This is a genomic window from Saccharopolyspora sp. NPDC050642 (genome assembly GCF_040654735.1).
GTDB classification, from domain to species: Bacteria; Actinomycetota; Actinomycetes; order Mycobacteriales; family Pseudonocardiaceae; genus Saccharopolyspora; species Saccharopolyspora elongata.
The window spans coordinates 41,854-56,907 of sequence record NZ_JBFAIN010000035.1 but is presented as its reverse complement, the minus strand read 5'-3'; the positions used below and the strand labels follow the sequence as shown (position 1 = coordinate 56,907).

Below are 15,054 nucleotides of genomic sequence, written 5' to 3'. Positions count from 1 at the left end.
CCCGTCCCGGGTTGACCACCACCGTTCGGCAACGCAATATGAGGCCCGTCACGTCACCCTCACCGGCGAGGTAACGATGTCCGCTGCTGCGCAATCCGTGACCGGCCGAGGCATGACCGCCGGCGATCAGCTGGCCCGGCACGCCCGCAAGATCCCCGACGAGATCGCACTGCGCTTCCAGGACGTCAGCCGCAGCTACCGGGAGTTCGACGAGCGCGTCACCCGGCTGGCGAACGCGCTGCGGGACCGCGGCGTCGGAGCCGGCGACCGGGTCGCGGTGGCCGGGCTCAACGGGCTGGAGATCGTCGAGTCCTACTTCGCCTGCGCGCGGCTCGGCGCGATCTGCGTGCCGATCAACTTCCGGCTGGTCGCCGACGAGATCGCCTACGCCCTGGACGACAGCGGCGCCTGCGCGGTGATCGTGGACTCGTTCCTGGCCGAAACCATGGCCAGAGCCAGGGAAAAGGCACCCGGCGTGCGCGTCTGCCTGGTCATCGGCGGCGCCGCGGGCGAGGACACCGAGGACTACGACGCGGCGCTCGCGGCGGCGTCCGACGAGTACGCCGAGACCGTCGTGGACGAGCAGTCGCCAGCGTTCATCATGTACACCTCCGGGACCACCGGCCGCCCCAAGGGCGCCGTGCTCACCCACCACAACCTGCTGATGCACAGCTTCAGCTCGCTGGTGCACAACGGCGTCACCGCGGACAACCGCGTCTGGCTGGTGGGTGTGCCGCTGTTCCACATCGCCGGGGTGTCCGGGATGCTGCCGTACCTGCTGCTCGGCGGGCGGATCGTGATCAGCGCGTCGGGCCGGTTCGACCCGGCCGAGACGGTGCGGATGCTGGCGCGGGAGCGGATCACGTCGTGCTTCTTCGTGCCCGCGCAGTGGCAGGCGATCTGCGACCTGCCGGACATCGGCGACCACGACCTCTCGGCGCTGCAGCGGATCAGCTGGGGCGCGGCGCCCGCGTCGACGACGCTGCTGCGCAAGATGTTCGACACGTTCCCGCAGGCCGAGATCACCACCTCGTTCGGGCAGACCGAGTGCAGCCCGGTGACCACGATGCTGCGCGGCGAGGACGCCCTGCGCAAGATCGGCTCCGTCGGCACCCCGATGCTCAACGTCGAGGCCCGGGTGGTCGACGACGACATGAACGACGTGCCGCGCGGCGAGGTCGGCGAGATCGTCTACCGCGGGCCCACGGTGATGCGGGAGTACTGGGGCAAACCGGCGGAGACCGCCGAGGCGTTCCACGGCGGCTGGTTCCACTCCGGCGACCTGGTGCGCCAGGACGACGAGGGCTACCTCTACGTGGTCGACCGGAAGAAGGACATGATCATCTCCGGCGGCGAGAACATCTACTGCGCCGAGGTCGAGGACGTGCTCGCCGCGCATCCCAAGGTCGCCGAGACCGCGCTGATCGGGGTGCCGGACGAGCGGTGGGGCGAGACGCCGCTGGCGGTCGTCGCGCCGCGCGACCCGGCCGATCCGCCGACGTTCGCCGACATCGAGGACTGGTGCAAGCAGCGGCTCGCCGGCTACAAGCGCCCGCGCCGGCTGGCGGTCGTCGCGGAACTGCCGCGGAACCCCAGCGGCAAGGTCCTCAAAACCCAGCTGCGCCGCGAACACGGCGAGCGCTGACCCCACCCAGGAGGCACGAAACATGGGCGACACCGCCAACCCCTTCGATCTCACCGGGCACGTTTCCGTGGTGACCGGCGGCAATTCGGGCATCGGCCTGGCGATGGCCGACGCGCTGGCCGCCGCCGGCGCGGGCGTCTGCATCTGGGGCACCAACGCCGAGCGCAACGAGACCGCGGCCCGGGAGCTGGAGAAGCATGGCGGCAAGGTGCTCGCGCTGCGCTGCGACGTCGGCGACGAAGAGCAGGTCGAGGCGGCGATGTCGCGCACCGTCGAAGAGTTCGGGCGGCTGGACTCGTGCTTCGCCAACGCCGGCGTGGGCGGCGGCGGGACCCGCTTCGTGGACACCGAGCTCAGCGACTTCCACCGCGTGACGCGGGTGAACGTCGACGGCGCGTTCCTCACACTGCGCGCGGCGGCGCGCCGGCTGCTGGCGCAGGGCGAGGGCGGCAGCCTCGTCGGCACGTCGAGCCTGGCGGCGCGGCAGGGACAACCGCGCGGCCAGGCCTACGCCGCGTCGAAGGGCGCGCTGATCTCGATGATCAAGTCGATCGCGATCGAGCTGGCCCGGCACGGGATCCGGGCCAACGCGGTGCTGCCGGGCTGGGTGAGCACACCGCTGGCCGACCCGGCGCTGCAGTCCGAGGGGTTCCAGCGCAAGGTGCTGCCCCGGATGCCGGTGGGCCGCTGGGGCGCGCCCTCGGACTTCGGCGCGCTGGCGGTCTACCTGGCGAGCCCGGCGAGCGCCTTCCACACCGCAGACGCGATCACCGTCGACGGCGGCTACATCTCCTTCTAGATATGCAACTCGTTGCATTGCATCTTGTTGCATAGTAGCTTGACCGGCACGGGCGCCTCGGCGTCCGCGTCGGCAGCGCAGCGGGAGGCGAGCGATGAGCAACGTGCTTCGAACCAGGTTCACCGAGGAGTTCGGCGTCGAACACCCCATCGTGCAAGGCGGCATGCAGTGGGTCGGCCGGGCCGAACTCGTCGCGGCGGTCGCGGAGGCCGGCGCTCTCGGCATGATCACCGCGCTCACCCAGCCGACGCCGGAGGACCTGGTCAAGGAGATCGCGCGCTGCCGCGAGATGACCGACAAGCCCTTCGGCGTCAACCTGACGATCCTGCCCACCATCACGCCGCCGCCGTACGCGGAGTACCGGCAGGCGATCATCGAATCCGGCATCAAGATCGTCGAGACCGCCGGGTCCAACCCGGCCGAGCAGGTCGCGGCGTTCAAGCCCGCCGGGGTCCGGGTGCTGCACAAGTGCACCAGCGTCCGGCACGCGCTCAAGGCGCAGCAGCTCGGTGTGGACGCGGTCAGCATCGACGGCTTCGAGTGCGCCGGCCACCCCGGCGAGGACGACATCCCCGGCCTGGTGCTGATCCCCCGCGCCGCCGACGAGCTCAGCATCCCGATCATCGCCTCCGGCGGCTTCGCCGACGCCCGCGGCCTGGTCGCGGCGCTGGCGCTCGGCGCGGACGGCATCAACATGGGCACCCGCTTCATGTGCACCGCCGAGTCGCCGATCCACGACGCGGTCAAGAAGCGGATCGCCGAGGCCAGCGAGCTGGAGACCGAGCTGATCTTCCGGCCGCTGCGCAACACCGCGCGGGTCGCCAGCAACACCGTCAGCCGCGAAGTGGTGGCGAAGCTGGCCGACGGCGCGGCCTTCGAGGACGTCCGCGACCTCGTCGCCGGCGCCCGCGGCCGCCAGGTCTACGAGCAGGGCGACCCGGAGCTCGGCATCTGGAGCGCCGGCATGGTGCAGGGGCTGATCACCGACGTGCCCCCGGTCGGCGAGCTGGTGGAGCGCATCGTGCGCGAGTCCGCCGAGCTGATCCGGGCACGGCTGGGCGGGCTGATCGGCGTGGCAGACTGAACCGATGTCGTTGGAGTACGCCATCCTGGTCTCGCTGCAGGAACGCGCGGGATCCGGGTACGAGCTGGCGCGCCGGTTCGACAAGTCCATCGGTTACTTCTGGTCGGCCAGCCACCAGCAGATCTACCGGAGCCTGAAGCGGATGGTCGAGCTGGACTGGGTGTCCTGCGACGAGGTCGCGCAGGACAAGCGCCCGGACAAGAAGGTCTACCGGGTCAGCGAGTCCGGCGCCGCCGAACTGGCGCGCTGGCTCGCCGAACCGGTGGACCCGCCGGCCGTCCGCAACGAGCTGTCGGTGAAGATCCGCGGCGCGTCCTTCGGCGACACCGAGCGGGTCGCCGAGGAGGTCGCCCGGCACCGCCGGGGGCACGACGAGCGGCTGGCCGTCTACCGCGCGATCGAGGAGCGGGATTTCCCCGCGCCGCAGGGGCTTTCCGGGCAGCAGCTGCACCAGTACCTGGTGCTGCGCGGCGGCATCCGCACCGAGGAGTCGATGCTGGCCTGGTGTGACGAGATCCTGGCGGCAATGCGCGCCGATCGGGGCTGAGGGAGCGCTAGTCTCTCGATCACCGGGCTACTCGACGAGCGAGGTGCACGATGGGCTTCCGGACCTCCCGCGGCGCCGATGACTTCTTCGCCGCCTACGACGCGGTGCTGGCGAAGTGGCCTGCCCCGGTCGACGCGCTCGAAGTGCCGACGGCCTACGGCAGCACCCGCGTGCACGCCTGCGGCGCGCCGGAGGGTCCGCCGTTAGTGCTCCTGCCCGGCGGCGGAGCAACCTCGACGGTGTGGTTCGCCAACGTCCGAGAACTCGGCGAGCGGCACCGGATCTACGCAATCGACCTCATCGGCGAGGCGGGGCGCAGCGTCGCCGACGGCAAAGCGGTCTCCGGCGTCGGCGACCAGATGGCTTGGCTGGACGAGGTGCTCGACCACCTCGGCGTCGAGACGGCGGACCTTTGCGGGCATTCCTACGGAGCGTGGATCGCCCTGCACTACGCCCTCCACTCGCCCCGGGTGCGCAGCCTCGCACTGCTGGATCCCACGGCGTGCTTCACCCGCTGGAATCCGCTCTACCTGCTGCGCGCCCTGCCGATGCTGCTGCGGCCCGCGCCGCGGCGAACGCGCGACTTCCTGCGCTGGGAGACCGGCGGCGCCGGCATCGATCCGGCCTGCCTCGAACTGCAGGCCCGCGGCGCGGAGTTCCAGGCCGCGAAGCCGGTCACCAGCCCCAATCCCGACCCGGCGCGCCTGACCGTGCCGGCCCTCGTGCTGGCGGCCGAGAACAGCAAGGCCCACGACCCGCGCCGCCTGCTCGCGCAGGCCGAACGCGTGGTGCCCGGCGTCCGCACGGCGATGCTGCCCGGCGTCGGCCACCACGCGCTGCCGACCGGGAATGCCGCCCGCCTGAACGGAATCCTCGCCGACTTCCTGTCGGCCGCGGAAACGGCGTGAGGGGCGCCGCCGCCGGGTCGGACCGGCGGGGGCGCCCCTCGGCTGGGAATCGTCACCAGATCTCGGCGACCCACTCCGGGTGGTCGATGAACGGGTTCCGGTTGTGCTGGAACTGGTCGAAGATCACCTGGTTGCGGCGCTGCTCCCCGGCGTCCGGCGGGTCCTGCTCGTTCCACTGCTTCAGCACCGAAACGCGGCCCATGAACGGGTTGCTGCCGTTGTCGACGTTGTCGTTGACCTCGAGGTCGGCGAAGCCGTCACCGCCGTCGTAGCGGACCGACATGTAGAAGATCATCCGGGCGACGTCGCCCTTCACCTCGTCGCGCGGCTCCCAGGAGTCGCCGTCGGTGAAGTTGCCGGGCGCTTCCTCGGACTCGGTCCCGCCCATGTCGAAGTCCTTGTTGCCGCGATCCGAGTTCACGGTGACGTCGGTCGGGCGCAGGTGGTGCACGTCGGTGCCGGGACCGGGCGAGGTGCCGAAGTCGCCGTGGGACTTCGCCCAGACGTGCTCCCGGTTCCAGTCGTCGGCGTCGCCGCCGTTGGTGTCCTTGCCCTGCGACCGGCCGGTGTAGAGCAGGATCACGTTGGCGTTGTTGTTCGGGTCCTCGTCGGTGACCTTCAGCGCGTCCCAGACCTCGTCGTAGCTCAGGGTCGTGGTGCCGTTGCTGATGATCCCGTGCAGGGCGGTCTTGAGCTCGGGACCGGTCTTGCCGATCGCGTCCTGGTAGTAGTCCTCGACGGCGGAATCCGCCGTCGCATCAGGGGCCGCCAGCGCGGCGGTCGTGGGCACGACCACCAACGCGGCGCTGAATAACAGGGTCAGCGGTTTCCAACGGGCGATCTTCACGGGCGTGTCCTCTCGCCTCTTCGCCGGCCGCGCCGCACAACATCCGCGCCCGTGCCCGACCGGCAGGACTGTCGTTCAAGCAGGACGAAGCCTGCCACACGAACGATCACCATTGGGTGAACCAATTGGCGCGGTCCGGTTTCGGACGGTGATCGGATTCGGTAACGCACGGTGTCCGGATCGGCGCGGATCCGGCTCAAACTGGGAAAATGCCGACGCCGGTATCGATCAACCGGGCGCTTTGCGCGGCCACCAAACGGCAACAACGGGAATTGTCAGTACCAGCAGCGCGGCCGGGAGCAGGAAACCCAGCGCCGCGTCGTGCCGGTAGAGGGCGGTGAACGCCGCCGGGGAGGCCGACATCCCGAGGAACCGCAGCGCGGTGACCACGGAGATGATCCCGCCGCGTCCGCTCGCCCCGCCGGTGAGCACCGTGGCGTGGATGCCGACCAGGATCAACTGCCCGCAGACGCCGCCGACCGCCCAGGCGATCGCGACCGCGGGCAGCCATGCGACCAGGCCGACGGCCCCGACCGCCAGGGCGCCGAACAGCAGCCCGACGCACACGATGGCGCGCTGGCCGAACCGGTCCACCGCCCCGCCGGTCAACCTGGCGCCGACCGCACCCGCCACGCCGTAGGCGGTGAGCACCAGGCCGCGCACGCCCGGGCTCAGCGCGAAGGCGTCGTCCAGCCGGAACGAGACCAGGAACGGCAGACCCGCCAGGCAGGCCCAGGCGACGAAGGCGACGCCGCCGGTCAGCAGCACGGATTTCCGCCAGGCGTCCCGCAACGCGGCGGGCCGCTGCGCCGCGCCGTCGCGCGAATCCGGCGGCAGCGGGCTGATCGCCAGCGCCGCGGCGACCGCCGCGAGGCCGACGAAGGCCCACTGCCAGGCGCCTTCCGCCGCGAGCCCGCCGACCAGCGGCGCGGACGTCTGCCCGATCGCCTGCATCGCGCCGTAGGTGCCCAGCGCCCGGCCGAGGCGCTCCTTCGGCGTGACGGCGGCGAGCTTGGCCAGCAGCAGCGGCGTGGTGAACGCGTTCGCGATGCCCTGCAAGGCGCGGCTGGCCTGGAAGAGCCAGAACCACGGGGCAAGGGCGGCCAGCAACGCCACGACCGCATATCCGGCGTAGGCGACGCGGATGCTGCGGCTCATGCCCCACCGCTCGCCGAGGCTGCCGGAGACCAGCATGACGATCGCGAACGGCAGCAGGTACACCGTCAGCGATGTGGCCGCGATGCCTTGCGACACGCCGAATCCATTGCTGAGCTCCGGCAGCATGGCGGAGACGACGCCGCCGCCGAACGGCCCGAGCAATCCGCCGATGTAGAGGGCGACGCGCGCGTTCACCAAACCGCCCTTCGCCGCACGAGATCTCCCAGCAGTCGATCACAGCACGGGTGCGGAGTCGAGCAGTGAGCCCGAATGCGTCCGTTTTGCCCGGGACTCGGGTCAGAGGGATCGCAGGTGCGGCGCCACCTCCGCGGCGAACAGGTCGAGGGAGTCGGCGACGAGCCCGTAGGGCATGCCGCCGATCTGCGGGCCGAAGATCATCAGGTCGTGCCCGAACCGCTCCCGGTAGGTGCCGACCTTGTCCACGATCTCCTGCGGGCTGCCTGCGAACAGCCCGCCGGCGGCGATGTTGCTCTCCAGGGTCTGCCCGGCCGGCTCGTCGCCGACCCCGCCGCGGTCCCGCGTGGGGTCGCGGTCGGCCCACTGGGCCTCGTAGTACGGGCGCAGGTCGTCCCTCGCCCGCTGGGAGGTCTTGCCGACGAACAACAATCCGCCGGAGCCCACCCCGGCCTGCGCCGGGTCGCGGCCGTAGGCGGCCCAGCGCTCCCGGTAGTGGTCGACGAGCTTGCCGTAGTTCTCCATCGGCTGGATCGCGTTGGCGACGAAGATCGGGTCGCCGAAGCGGGCGGCGAGGTCCGGCGACGCCTGGCTGGTGGCGACGCCGTGCCAGACCGGCGGCGGGGTCTGCAGCGGCCGCGGCAGGCTGGTGACTCCCTCCAGCCGGCCGCGGAACTTCCCGCTGAACGTGACTTCCTCCTCGCGCCAAAGCCGGTGCAGCAGCTCGTAGTGCTCGGCTTGCAGCTCCCACTGGTGCTCGCGGTCGTAGCCGAACATCGTGTAGGGGTCGGCGGAATTGCCCTTGCCCACGATCAGTTCGAGCCGGCCGTGCGACAGGTGGTCGAGGGTGGCGTAGTCCTCGGCCACCCGCAGCGGGTCGAGGGTGCTCAGCAGCGTGACCGTGGTGATCAGCCGGATCCGGCTGGTGCGGGCCGCGATCGCGGCGAGCACCACGGGCGGCGCCGTGGCCACCGTCCGGCCGGCGTGGTGTTCGCCGAAGCCGAAGTAGTCCAGGCCCAGCCGCTCGGCGAACTCGGCCAGCCGCACGACGTCGTCGAAGTGCTCGGTGGCCGAACGGGTTTCACCGGTCAGCGGGTCCGGCTGCGTGCTGCCCAGACTCAGGATGCCCAACTGCACGTCCACGCACCTCCAGATGGGGCCACCGGCGGCGACCCGGGAAACGATCCGGAATTCGAATGTCCTCTTCGGACGGAAAAGCTCGATGTGCCGCGCTGCGCGGCATCATCGGCGACACGCCTGGCTCGCCACGCGACGGAGGTCGACGTGCCGGCGGCGGGTGAACGTGATCAGCACCGGGCAATCGTCGAGCGGACCGGCGCCGGTGTCAACGAACACACCGATCGTCCCACTACGCGGACCGGCGCCCGAAAGCGCTGCACAGCACGACCTTGAGTCCACAATGGATCTGATCGGCACGGGGTCCGCAGCATGAACGTCAGGTGAAAACTGGCAAACGCCCTGGGAAAAACGCGGACCGGGCAAATCTTGACCGCCACGACGCCAGAAACTTATGGTCCAGACCATCGGCTCAACGCGGGGTCCGACCCGCCGAGGCCGGTGGTCGTCGGAGTCCCCTCTCCCTTCCTCGGCCAAGTTCCACCCAGCACCGCCGGTCCGGCACCACCGTCGGCGACCAGGCGGTTTCCTCCGAAGGAGCTGAGATGAACAAGAAGCCGAAACTCGCCGCAGCCATCGTCGGCGCGGCGCTCGCCCCGGCCCTCGTCGCGATCCCCACCAGCACCGCCAGCGCGCACGGATACGTCAACTCGCCGCCGAGCCGGCAGGCCCAGTGCGCCCAGGGCACCGTCCCGTGCGGCGCCATCAAGTACGAGCCGCAGAGCGTCGAGGGCCCGAAGGGCCTGCAGAGCTGCAGCGGCGGCAACGCGGGCTTCGCGGAGCTCGACGACGACGGCAAGGGCTGGACCGCGACGCCGGTCGGCAACTCCGTCACCTTCAACTGGACGCTCACCGCCGCGCACCGCACGTCGACCTGGGAGTACTTCATCGGCGGCAACCGCGTCGCCGTGTTCGACCAGGGCGGCCAGCAGCCGCCGTCGCAGCTGTCGCACACCGTCGACCTCGGCGGCGTCAGCGGCAAGCAGAAGGTGCTGGCGGTCTGGAACGTCGCCGACACGGCGAACGCCTTCTACGCCTGCATCGACCTCAACGTCGGCGGCAAGTGATCTCTTCCAGCGGCTTTTCCCCTGAACCGGCGGGCCCGCGCTCCACTCGGAGCCGGGCCCGCCGCGTCACAACGGCACCGGCAGGCCGAACCGAGCGTCCACTCTGGACGCGAACCGGACGACGGGCCGGCTCGGCGGGGCCAGCCCGAACCCGGCTAGCAGCCCGGTGTCGGTGAACTCCAGCAGCTCCGCGGAATCCAGGGCCCAGGGCTCGTGCGCCACCGGGACCTCGATGGGTCGGCGGTACCAGGTCGAGAACATCCGCCAGCGCTCGGTGAGGAACCGGTCCGCGCCGGTCGGCGCGACCCGGCCGCCGCGCCGGATGCGCAGGCTCAGTCCGACGCCGGATCGCTCGACGCGGTAGGCGGTTTCGGTCGCCGTCTTCGAGCATTCGACCACCGCCGACCGGTACGGCAGGCGGCCGACGGCCCTGGCCGCGCGGACGAAACCCGGATGCGACGCCTCCAGGGAGAAGAACACCAGCCCGCGGCGGCCGTACTCGTCTACTGCGAAGGTGCGCACGTTGAGCTCGGCGAACCGAGCCCGCAGCGGGCTGCGCACCGACATCCCCAGGCCGACCACGCCGACCCAGGCGGTGCCGTCGAACAGGTCGGGCCTGGTGCGCGGCGGCAGCAGCGCCGCGATGTCTCGTTCCGGGCAAGGCCAGTGCGCGAACACGACGTCGCTCCAGCTCTGCTTGCTGAACGAGCAACGCATCCGGTGCGGCGCGACCGGCGTGAGCGGTTCGGTTTCCATGATTACAGGATGGCTTTCAGCAGCGCGGCATAAAGCGTCAGGCCGGGGCCGAAGGCCAGCGCGACGACGTGGTTCCCGTCGCGGAGCCCGCCGGTCAGGAGTTCCTCCAGGACCAGCAGCAGCGTCGCGGACGAGCAGTTGCCGTGTTCGGCGAGGACGTCGCGCGACGACTGCAGCGCGGCAGGTGGCAGTTCGAGGGTGTCCGCGACGGTGTCGAGGATGCGTGGACCGCCCGGGTGCACCGCCCAACCCCGGATGTCGGCGCGCCGCAAGCCGTTGCGGCCGAGCAGGTCGTCGAGCACCGGGCCGAGGTGCCGGGCCAGCACCTCCGGCACCTGCGGCGAAAGCCCCATCCGGAAACCGAGATCGGTGATCTCCCAGGTCATGTGCGCGCTCGCGGTGTCGTCGGTGAAGGCGGCGATGTCCACGACCGCGAGCCCGGCCGCCGCCGGGTGCAGGACCGCCGCCACCGCCGCGTCGCCGAAGAGCGCGTGCGAGACGACCTGCTGCGGATCGTCGGTCGGCGGCTGGATGTGCAGGGAGGTCAGCTCCAGGCAGAGCAGCACCGCCGCCCGGCCGTGCGCCGCGACGAAATCGGCAACGCCGCCCAGCGCCGGCAACGCCGCGTAGCAGCCCATGTGCCCGACGAACAGCCGCCGCACGTCGGGACGAAGCCCGAGGGATGTGGCGAGCTTGATGTCCAGGCCCGGCGTGCCGTAGCCGGTGCAGGTGGCGACGGTGAGCAGGCCGATCTCGTCCGCGCCGATCCCGGCGTCCTCCAGCGCGGCGGCGACGGCCTGGTGCCCCAGCCGCGGAGCTTCCTCGTCGAAGCGGCGCATCCGGGCGGCCGTGGACCAGCCGGAGAGGTCTTCCTTGATCGGGTTGGCCACGGTGTGCCTGCGCCGCACCCCGGCGCCGGCGAACACCCGCCGGGCGAGGCGGCTGCCGCGGAAGTGCTCCTGGAAGAAGCCGTCCCACAGCGCCTGCTGCTCGGCGGTGTCCGGCAGCGCCGAGCCGAGTCCGGTGATCAGCGGCGTCACCAACGGGGCGACTCGGTCTCGTCGTCGGGGTCGCCGCCGAGCGCGGCCACGCCGAGCCAGTCGGCGCAGACGTCGGACGTCGCCGGTTGCAGCGCGCCGCATCGGGCGTCGCGGTAGATCCGCTCCAGCGGGTGGCCGCGCCGCGTCGCCGACGCCCCGGCCGCTTCCAGCACCGACGAGGCCACCGCGGCGGCGGTGTCGCCTGCGATCAGCTTCGCCCGCCACACCCAGCGGTTCGTCTCCGGCTCCCCTGGCTGCAGCGCCACCCGCCGGGCGGTCTCCCGGACCACGGCGTCGGCAGCAGCGACCGCCGCATCCGCCCGGCCCATCCGGGATCGCACGGCCGGCAGGGTGTGCAGCCCGCGTTCGCGCAGGTGTGCGCCGCCTTCGCGCAGCGCCGACCGCGCCACGCCGACGTAGACGGCGGCGTACGACGCGACGAGCCATTGCGGCATCACCTGCGCGACCAGCAGCGTGATCCCCTCGATCCCGCCCAGCAGCGCGTCGGCGCCCACCGACACCTCGAAGTGCACATCGTGGCTGCCGGTGGCGCGCATGCCCAGCGAATCCCAGGTCGGCTCCACCCGGATGCCCTCGCCGGCCGGAACCAGGAAGTAGGACACCTTCGGCTCGGCGGCGTCGGCGTCCTTGGCGGTGACCAGGTACGCGTCGGCATGACCGGCGCCGGAGACGAACGCCTTGCTGCCGGTGATGCGGTACCCGCCGTCGCGGCGGCGGAACACCGTGGTGGTGTGCGAAAGCCGCGAGCCCGTGCCGCGCTCGCTCATCGCCACCGAGTAGAGCGCGCCGTCGGCGGCCGCCGCGAGCAGCCGGTCCCGCGCGGCGAAGCAGCTCTCCGGCGCGCCCAGCTGCCGCAGCAGTTCTTCCGGTGTGTGCGCGAGCGCGCCGGTGACGGAGGCGTGCATGTTGAAGATCAGCGCCGTGGAACCGGCGCCGCCGGCCAGTTCGGTCGCGACCGCGGCGTAGTCGGCGAACGACGCGCCGAACCCGCCCAGTTCCACCGGAACCATGAGACCCAGCAGCCTGCGGGCGCGCAGCTCGGCGAAATCCTCCCGGGGAAAGGCACCTTCGGCGTCGTAGCGCCCGGCGCGCGCGGCGATGCGCGGCACCAGGTCGCGCGCCGCCTCGTGCGCGGCGGTCGGCGAAGACGGTTCCACGAACAGCGACAACGGCTTTCACCCCTTCTTCCGGCCGATGCCCTGGAACAGCACGGCGGTGGAGGAGAACGGGAGCATCCGGACGCCGCCCCGGCGACCGGCGGCCCATGCCAGCAGGTCCAGCCACGACGGCCGCACGCCGCGCAGCCGCAGTGCAACGCCGTGCCGGGCTGCCTCGGCGATCAGCTCGGCGCGATCGACCAGCAGCGCTGGATCGTGCACGCCGCGCACCACCACGCGTTCGGCGATCCCGATCGCCACCACCCGGCACAGGGCCGTCGCCGCGAGGGTGTCCAGCACCAGCAGGCCCCCGGTTCGCAGCACCCGGCAAGCCTCCGCCACCGCGGCGGGCAGATCGGTCACGTGCTCCAGCACCTCCCCTGCCACCACGCAGTCCGCGCACCCGTCCGGGAGCGGAACCGCGAGGACGTCGCCCACGACGGGCTGCACGCCGTGCTCGGCGGCCTGCCGCAACGCGGTCGGCGACCGGTCCACGCCGATGTGCCGGTATCCCTTGCCCGCCACGTGCGGGGCCAGCAGGCCCGCCCCGCAGCCGAGATCCACCAGCACCGCGCCGTTCCGCGCGGCGGTGGGAACCAGTGCGCCGCGCGCGGCGGCGAGCCAGTGCAACATCGCGAAGACGCCACGCGGCTGCCACCACTGGTCGGCGAAAACCTCGTACAGCAAAGGATCGTTGCGCCGCACGGTCCGGCCGGAGCGTGCCATGCGCTCCAGGCTGGCACACTCGGCCGGGTGCGGCACTTCGCAACGGCGTCCTCGCTGCTCCGGGCCTCGCACCCGGGGCCGGCGGTGGCGGTCGCCGCGATCGCCGCCGGGCTCGCGGCCACCACCGGGCGCAACGCGGGCGGCGTGCTCCTGACGGCTGCGGCGGTGCTGGCCGGGCAGCTGTCCGTCGGGTGGCTCAACGACCTGGTGGATGCCGACCGGGATGCCCGGGTCCGGCGGCGGGGCAAGCCGGTGGCGGCCGGGGAGGTCTCGCGGCGGGCGGTGCTGATCGCGGTGCTGGTGTCGGCGCCCGCGGCCGTGGTGCTGTCGCTGCCGTTCGGCGTCGCCGCGACGGCCGTCCACTTCGTCGCGCTGGTATCGGCGTGGGCTTACGACCTCGGCGTGAAGGCCGGCCCGCTTTCGGTGCTGCCCTATGCCGTGTCGTTCGGCCTGCTGCCCGCGTTCGTGGCGTTGGGCGGCGCCGGTCCCCCACCGGTGCGGCTCATGCTCGCCGCCGCGCTGCTCGGTTCGGCCGCGCACTTCGTGAACGCGCTGCCGGATCTGGCCGACGACGCGGCCACCGGCGTCCGCGGCCTGCCGCACCGCCTCGGCGCGGCGAAAAGCACTGCGGCGGCGGCATTGCTGGTGCTGACCGCGTCGGCGGTGCTGGCAGGCGTGTCCAGCTGGGTGGTCCTGCCGCTGGCGGCGGCCGTGCTCGGCGCCGGTGTCCTGCTCGGCCGCCGCCCCGGCTCCCGCACCGCCTTCCACGCGGTCGTCCTCGTCGCCCTGCTCGACGTCGCGATGCTGCTGAGCACCGGCATCCAGCCTTCGTGACCGAAGTGGACGGTCGTCAGCCGACCATTCCGGCCAGGGCGGCGAAGGCGATGATGTTGTCGCGGTAGCTGCGGGCCGAGTGGTCGAACGAACCACCGCAGGTGATCAGCCGCAATTCCGGGCCGGCGGTGTTGCCGTACACCTCGTCGGCGGGGAACCCGGTCTTCGGCGGCTGCGCCATGCGGTCCACGACGAACCTGGCGACCCGCCCGTCCTGGCGGCCGATGAGGATCTCGTCGCCGGGCCGCAGTTCGCGCAGCCGCGCGAAGATCCCGTCCTGGCCATCGCCGTTGACGTGCCCGAGGACCACCGCCGGTCCCGCTTCGCCCGGCGTGGGGCCGTACTGGTACCAACCGGCCTGCATCGGCTGGTGCACGGACGGGACCTCGATCGTCCGGTCCGGGTTGAGCCCCAGCGGGACCAGCGACGACCGCGCGCCGATCCGGGGTATCTCGATCCACGCCGGTTCCGATCGCGGCACCGCAGGCGATTCCTGCACCGGCGCCGAAGAGGGCGTGACGAGGTCGATGGACTGCCCGCCGGCGGAACAACCGGTCAGCGCCAGGGCCGCGAGGACCAGGGCGGCCGCGGCTGTGCCACGACCGCCCTGGCTCCCCCGTGCCCGGGGATGCACGCTCATGCGGATGCGCCTCAGTTCGCGCCCGCGCGCCGGCGGCGCAGCACCAGCGCGACACCGCCGCCCGCCACCGCGACGGCCGCGGCGGCACCGCCGAGGATCGCCGGGTCGAAGCCCGACTCCACCGGCCCACCACCGGTTTCCGGCGCGCCCACCGGGCGCTGGCTCACCTGGTCGCCGCTGGGCTTCGGCACCGGCGCGGCCGGGGTCGACTCCTTCGGCTGCTCGGCCCGGGTCGCCTCGGGCACCGGCGCGGCCGGCGTCGACTCCTTCGGCTGGGGCGCTTCCGGGGCCTGCTGCTCGCGCACCGGAGCGGCGGCCGGCTCGACGGCCCAGCTGATCGGCGCCGCCAGCGGCAGCGCCGCCGCGCCGAGGAGCGCAGCTGCCGCGCACGTACGACCAAGCTTCATCGATCGCGTCCTTCCATTCGACTGTTCGCCCGGAGTCCCGGACGAGGACCAGAATGCGGCGGCCTTTTCAAGATCCCGTCTGATCG

General features: G+C 72.1%; 17 protein-coding genes. 7 read left to right on the top strand and 10 right to left on the bottom strand.

Translation table 11 applies throughout. The annotated features are described in order from the left end of the window. Positions 1 to 76 precede the first annotated feature (76 nt). The 5 genes from AB0H93_RS35165 to AB0H93_RS35145 all read left to right on the top strand — a co-directional run bounded on the left by AB0H93_RS35165 (position 77) and on the right by AB0H93_RS35145 (position 4,983). Positions 77 to 1,645, top strand: coding sequence for a long-chain-fatty-acid--CoA ligase (locus AB0H93_RS35165; RefSeq protein WP_358579018.1), 1,569 nt, complete (start codon positions 77 to 79; stop codon positions 1,643 to 1,645). A gap of 22 nt (positions 1,646 to 1,667) precedes the next feature. Beyond that, complete coding sequence (locus AB0H93_RS35160; RefSeq protein ID WP_358579015.1) at positions 1,668 to 2,444, top strand: SDR family oxidoreductase; 777 nt, start codon at positions 1,668 to 1,670, stop codon at positions 2,442 to 2,444. Between the two features lie 103 nt (positions 2,445 to 2,547). Then, entirely contained in the window at positions 2,548 to 3,528 is a 981-nt protein-coding gene (locus AB0H93_RS35155; RefSeq protein WP_358579079.1) for a nitronate monooxygenase family protein, read from the top strand. 4 nt (positions 3,529 to 3,532) lie between these two features. After that, positions 3,533 to 4,075, top strand: coding sequence for a PadR family transcriptional regulator (locus tag AB0H93_RS35150; RefSeq protein WP_358579013.1), 543 nt, complete (start codon positions 3,533 to 3,535; stop codon positions 4,073 to 4,075). Positions 4,076 to 4,125: 50 nt separating this feature from the next. Continuing rightward, positions 4,126 to 4,983, top strand: a complete 858-nt coding sequence (locus AB0H93_RS35145; RefSeq protein ID WP_358579010.1) for an alpha/beta hydrolase — start codon at positions 4,126 to 4,128, stop codon at positions 4,981 to 4,983. Positions 4,984 to 5,035: 52 nt separating this feature from the next. On the opposite strand, the gene AB0H93_RS35140 is transcribed toward AB0H93_RS35145, so the two are convergent. From AB0H93_RS35140 to AB0H93_RS35125, 4 genes are all read right to left on the bottom strand, one after another. Further along, the gene (locus AB0H93_RS35140) at positions 5,036 to 5,779 is read right to left on the bottom strand and encodes an endonuclease (RefSeq protein ID WP_358579076.1); all 744 of its coding nucleotides are present in this window, start codon (positions 5,777 to 5,779) and stop codon (positions 5,036 to 5,038) included. A 279-nt stretch (positions 5,780 to 6,058) separates the two neighbouring features. Further along, the gene (locus AB0H93_RS35135) at positions 6,059 to 7,183 is read right to left on the bottom strand and encodes an MFS transporter (RefSeq protein ID WP_358579008.1); all 1,125 of its coding nucleotides are present in this window, start codon (positions 7,181 to 7,183) and stop codon (positions 6,059 to 6,061) included. A gap of 102 nt (positions 7,184 to 7,285) precedes the next feature. Next, positions 7,286 to 8,326 carry an LLM class flavin-dependent oxidoreductase gene (locus tag AB0H93_RS35130; protein WP_358579006.1) on the bottom strand — a complete coding sequence of 347 codons (1,041 nt, stop codon included), beginning with the start codon at positions 8,324 to 8,326 and terminating at the stop codon, positions 7,286 to 7,288. A gap of 99 nt (positions 8,327 to 8,425) precedes the next feature. Beyond that, positions 8,426 to 8,728, bottom strand: a complete 303-nt coding sequence (locus AB0H93_RS35125; protein ID WP_358579004.1) for a putative leader peptide — start codon at positions 8,726 to 8,728, stop codon at positions 8,426 to 8,428. Between the two features lie 137 nt (positions 8,729 to 8,865). On the opposite strand from AB0H93_RS35125, the gene AB0H93_RS35120 reads away from it, so the two are divergent. Continuing rightward, complete coding sequence (locus tag AB0H93_RS35120; RefSeq protein WP_132491412.1) at positions 8,866 to 9,387, top strand: lytic polysaccharide monooxygenase auxiliary activity family 9 protein; 522 nt, start codon at positions 8,866 to 8,868, stop codon at positions 9,385 to 9,387. Positions 9,388 to 9,453: 66 nt separating this feature from the next. Here AB0H93_RS35120 and AB0H93_RS35115 read toward each other — a convergent pair whose 3' ends face one another. From AB0H93_RS35115 to AB0H93_RS35100, 4 genes are read right to left on the bottom strand one after another with little or no spacing between them, the layout of a single operon-like run. Then, a complete protein-coding gene (locus AB0H93_RS35115; RefSeq protein WP_358579000.1) occupies positions 9,454 to 10,143 on the bottom strand; it encodes a DUF2071 domain-containing protein in 690 nt (229 codons plus the stop codon). Between the two features lie 2 nt (positions 10,144 to 10,145). Further along, a complete protein-coding gene (locus AB0H93_RS35110) occupies positions 10,146 to 11,186 on the bottom strand; it encodes a type III polyketide synthase (RefSeq protein WP_358578998.1) in 1,041 nt (346 codons plus the stop codon). Further along, positions 11,180 to 12,373 (bottom strand): acyl-CoA dehydrogenase family protein, encoded by a 1,194-nt coding sequence (locus tag AB0H93_RS35105; RefSeq protein ID WP_358578995.1) that lies wholly within the window; start codon positions 12,371 to 12,373, stop codon positions 11,180 to 11,182. The genes AB0H93_RS35110 and AB0H93_RS35105 overlap by 7 nt, the downstream gene beginning before the upstream one ends. Before the next feature lie 6 nt (positions 12,374 to 12,379). Further along, positions 12,380 to 13,087: a methyltransferase domain-containing protein gene (locus AB0H93_RS35100; RefSeq protein ID WP_358578992.1), complete on the bottom strand. Its 708-nt coding sequence runs from the start codon at positions 13,085 to 13,087 to the stop codon at positions 12,380 to 12,382. A 27-nt stretch (positions 13,088 to 13,114) separates the two neighbouring features. Here AB0H93_RS35100 and AB0H93_RS35095 point away from each other — a divergent pair, with 27 nt between their 5' ends. Then, complete coding sequence (locus AB0H93_RS35095) at positions 13,115 to 13,921, top strand: UbiA family prenyltransferase (RefSeq protein ID WP_358578990.1); 807 nt, start codon at positions 13,115 to 13,117, stop codon at positions 13,919 to 13,921. 16 nt (positions 13,922 to 13,937) lie between these two features. Here the strand turns inward: AB0H93_RS35095 and AB0H93_RS35090 are convergent, their stop codons facing one another. Continuing rightward, a complete protein-coding gene (locus AB0H93_RS35090; RefSeq protein ID WP_358578988.1) occupies positions 13,938 to 14,561 on the bottom strand; it encodes a class F sortase in 624 nt (207 codons plus the stop codon). 11 nt (positions 14,562 to 14,572) lie between these two features. Continuing rightward, a complete protein-coding gene (locus AB0H93_RS35085) occupies positions 14,573 to 14,968 on the bottom strand; it encodes a hypothetical protein (RefSeq protein ID WP_358578986.1) in 396 nt (131 codons plus the stop codon). Positions 14,969 to 15,054: the final 86 nt, after the last annotated feature.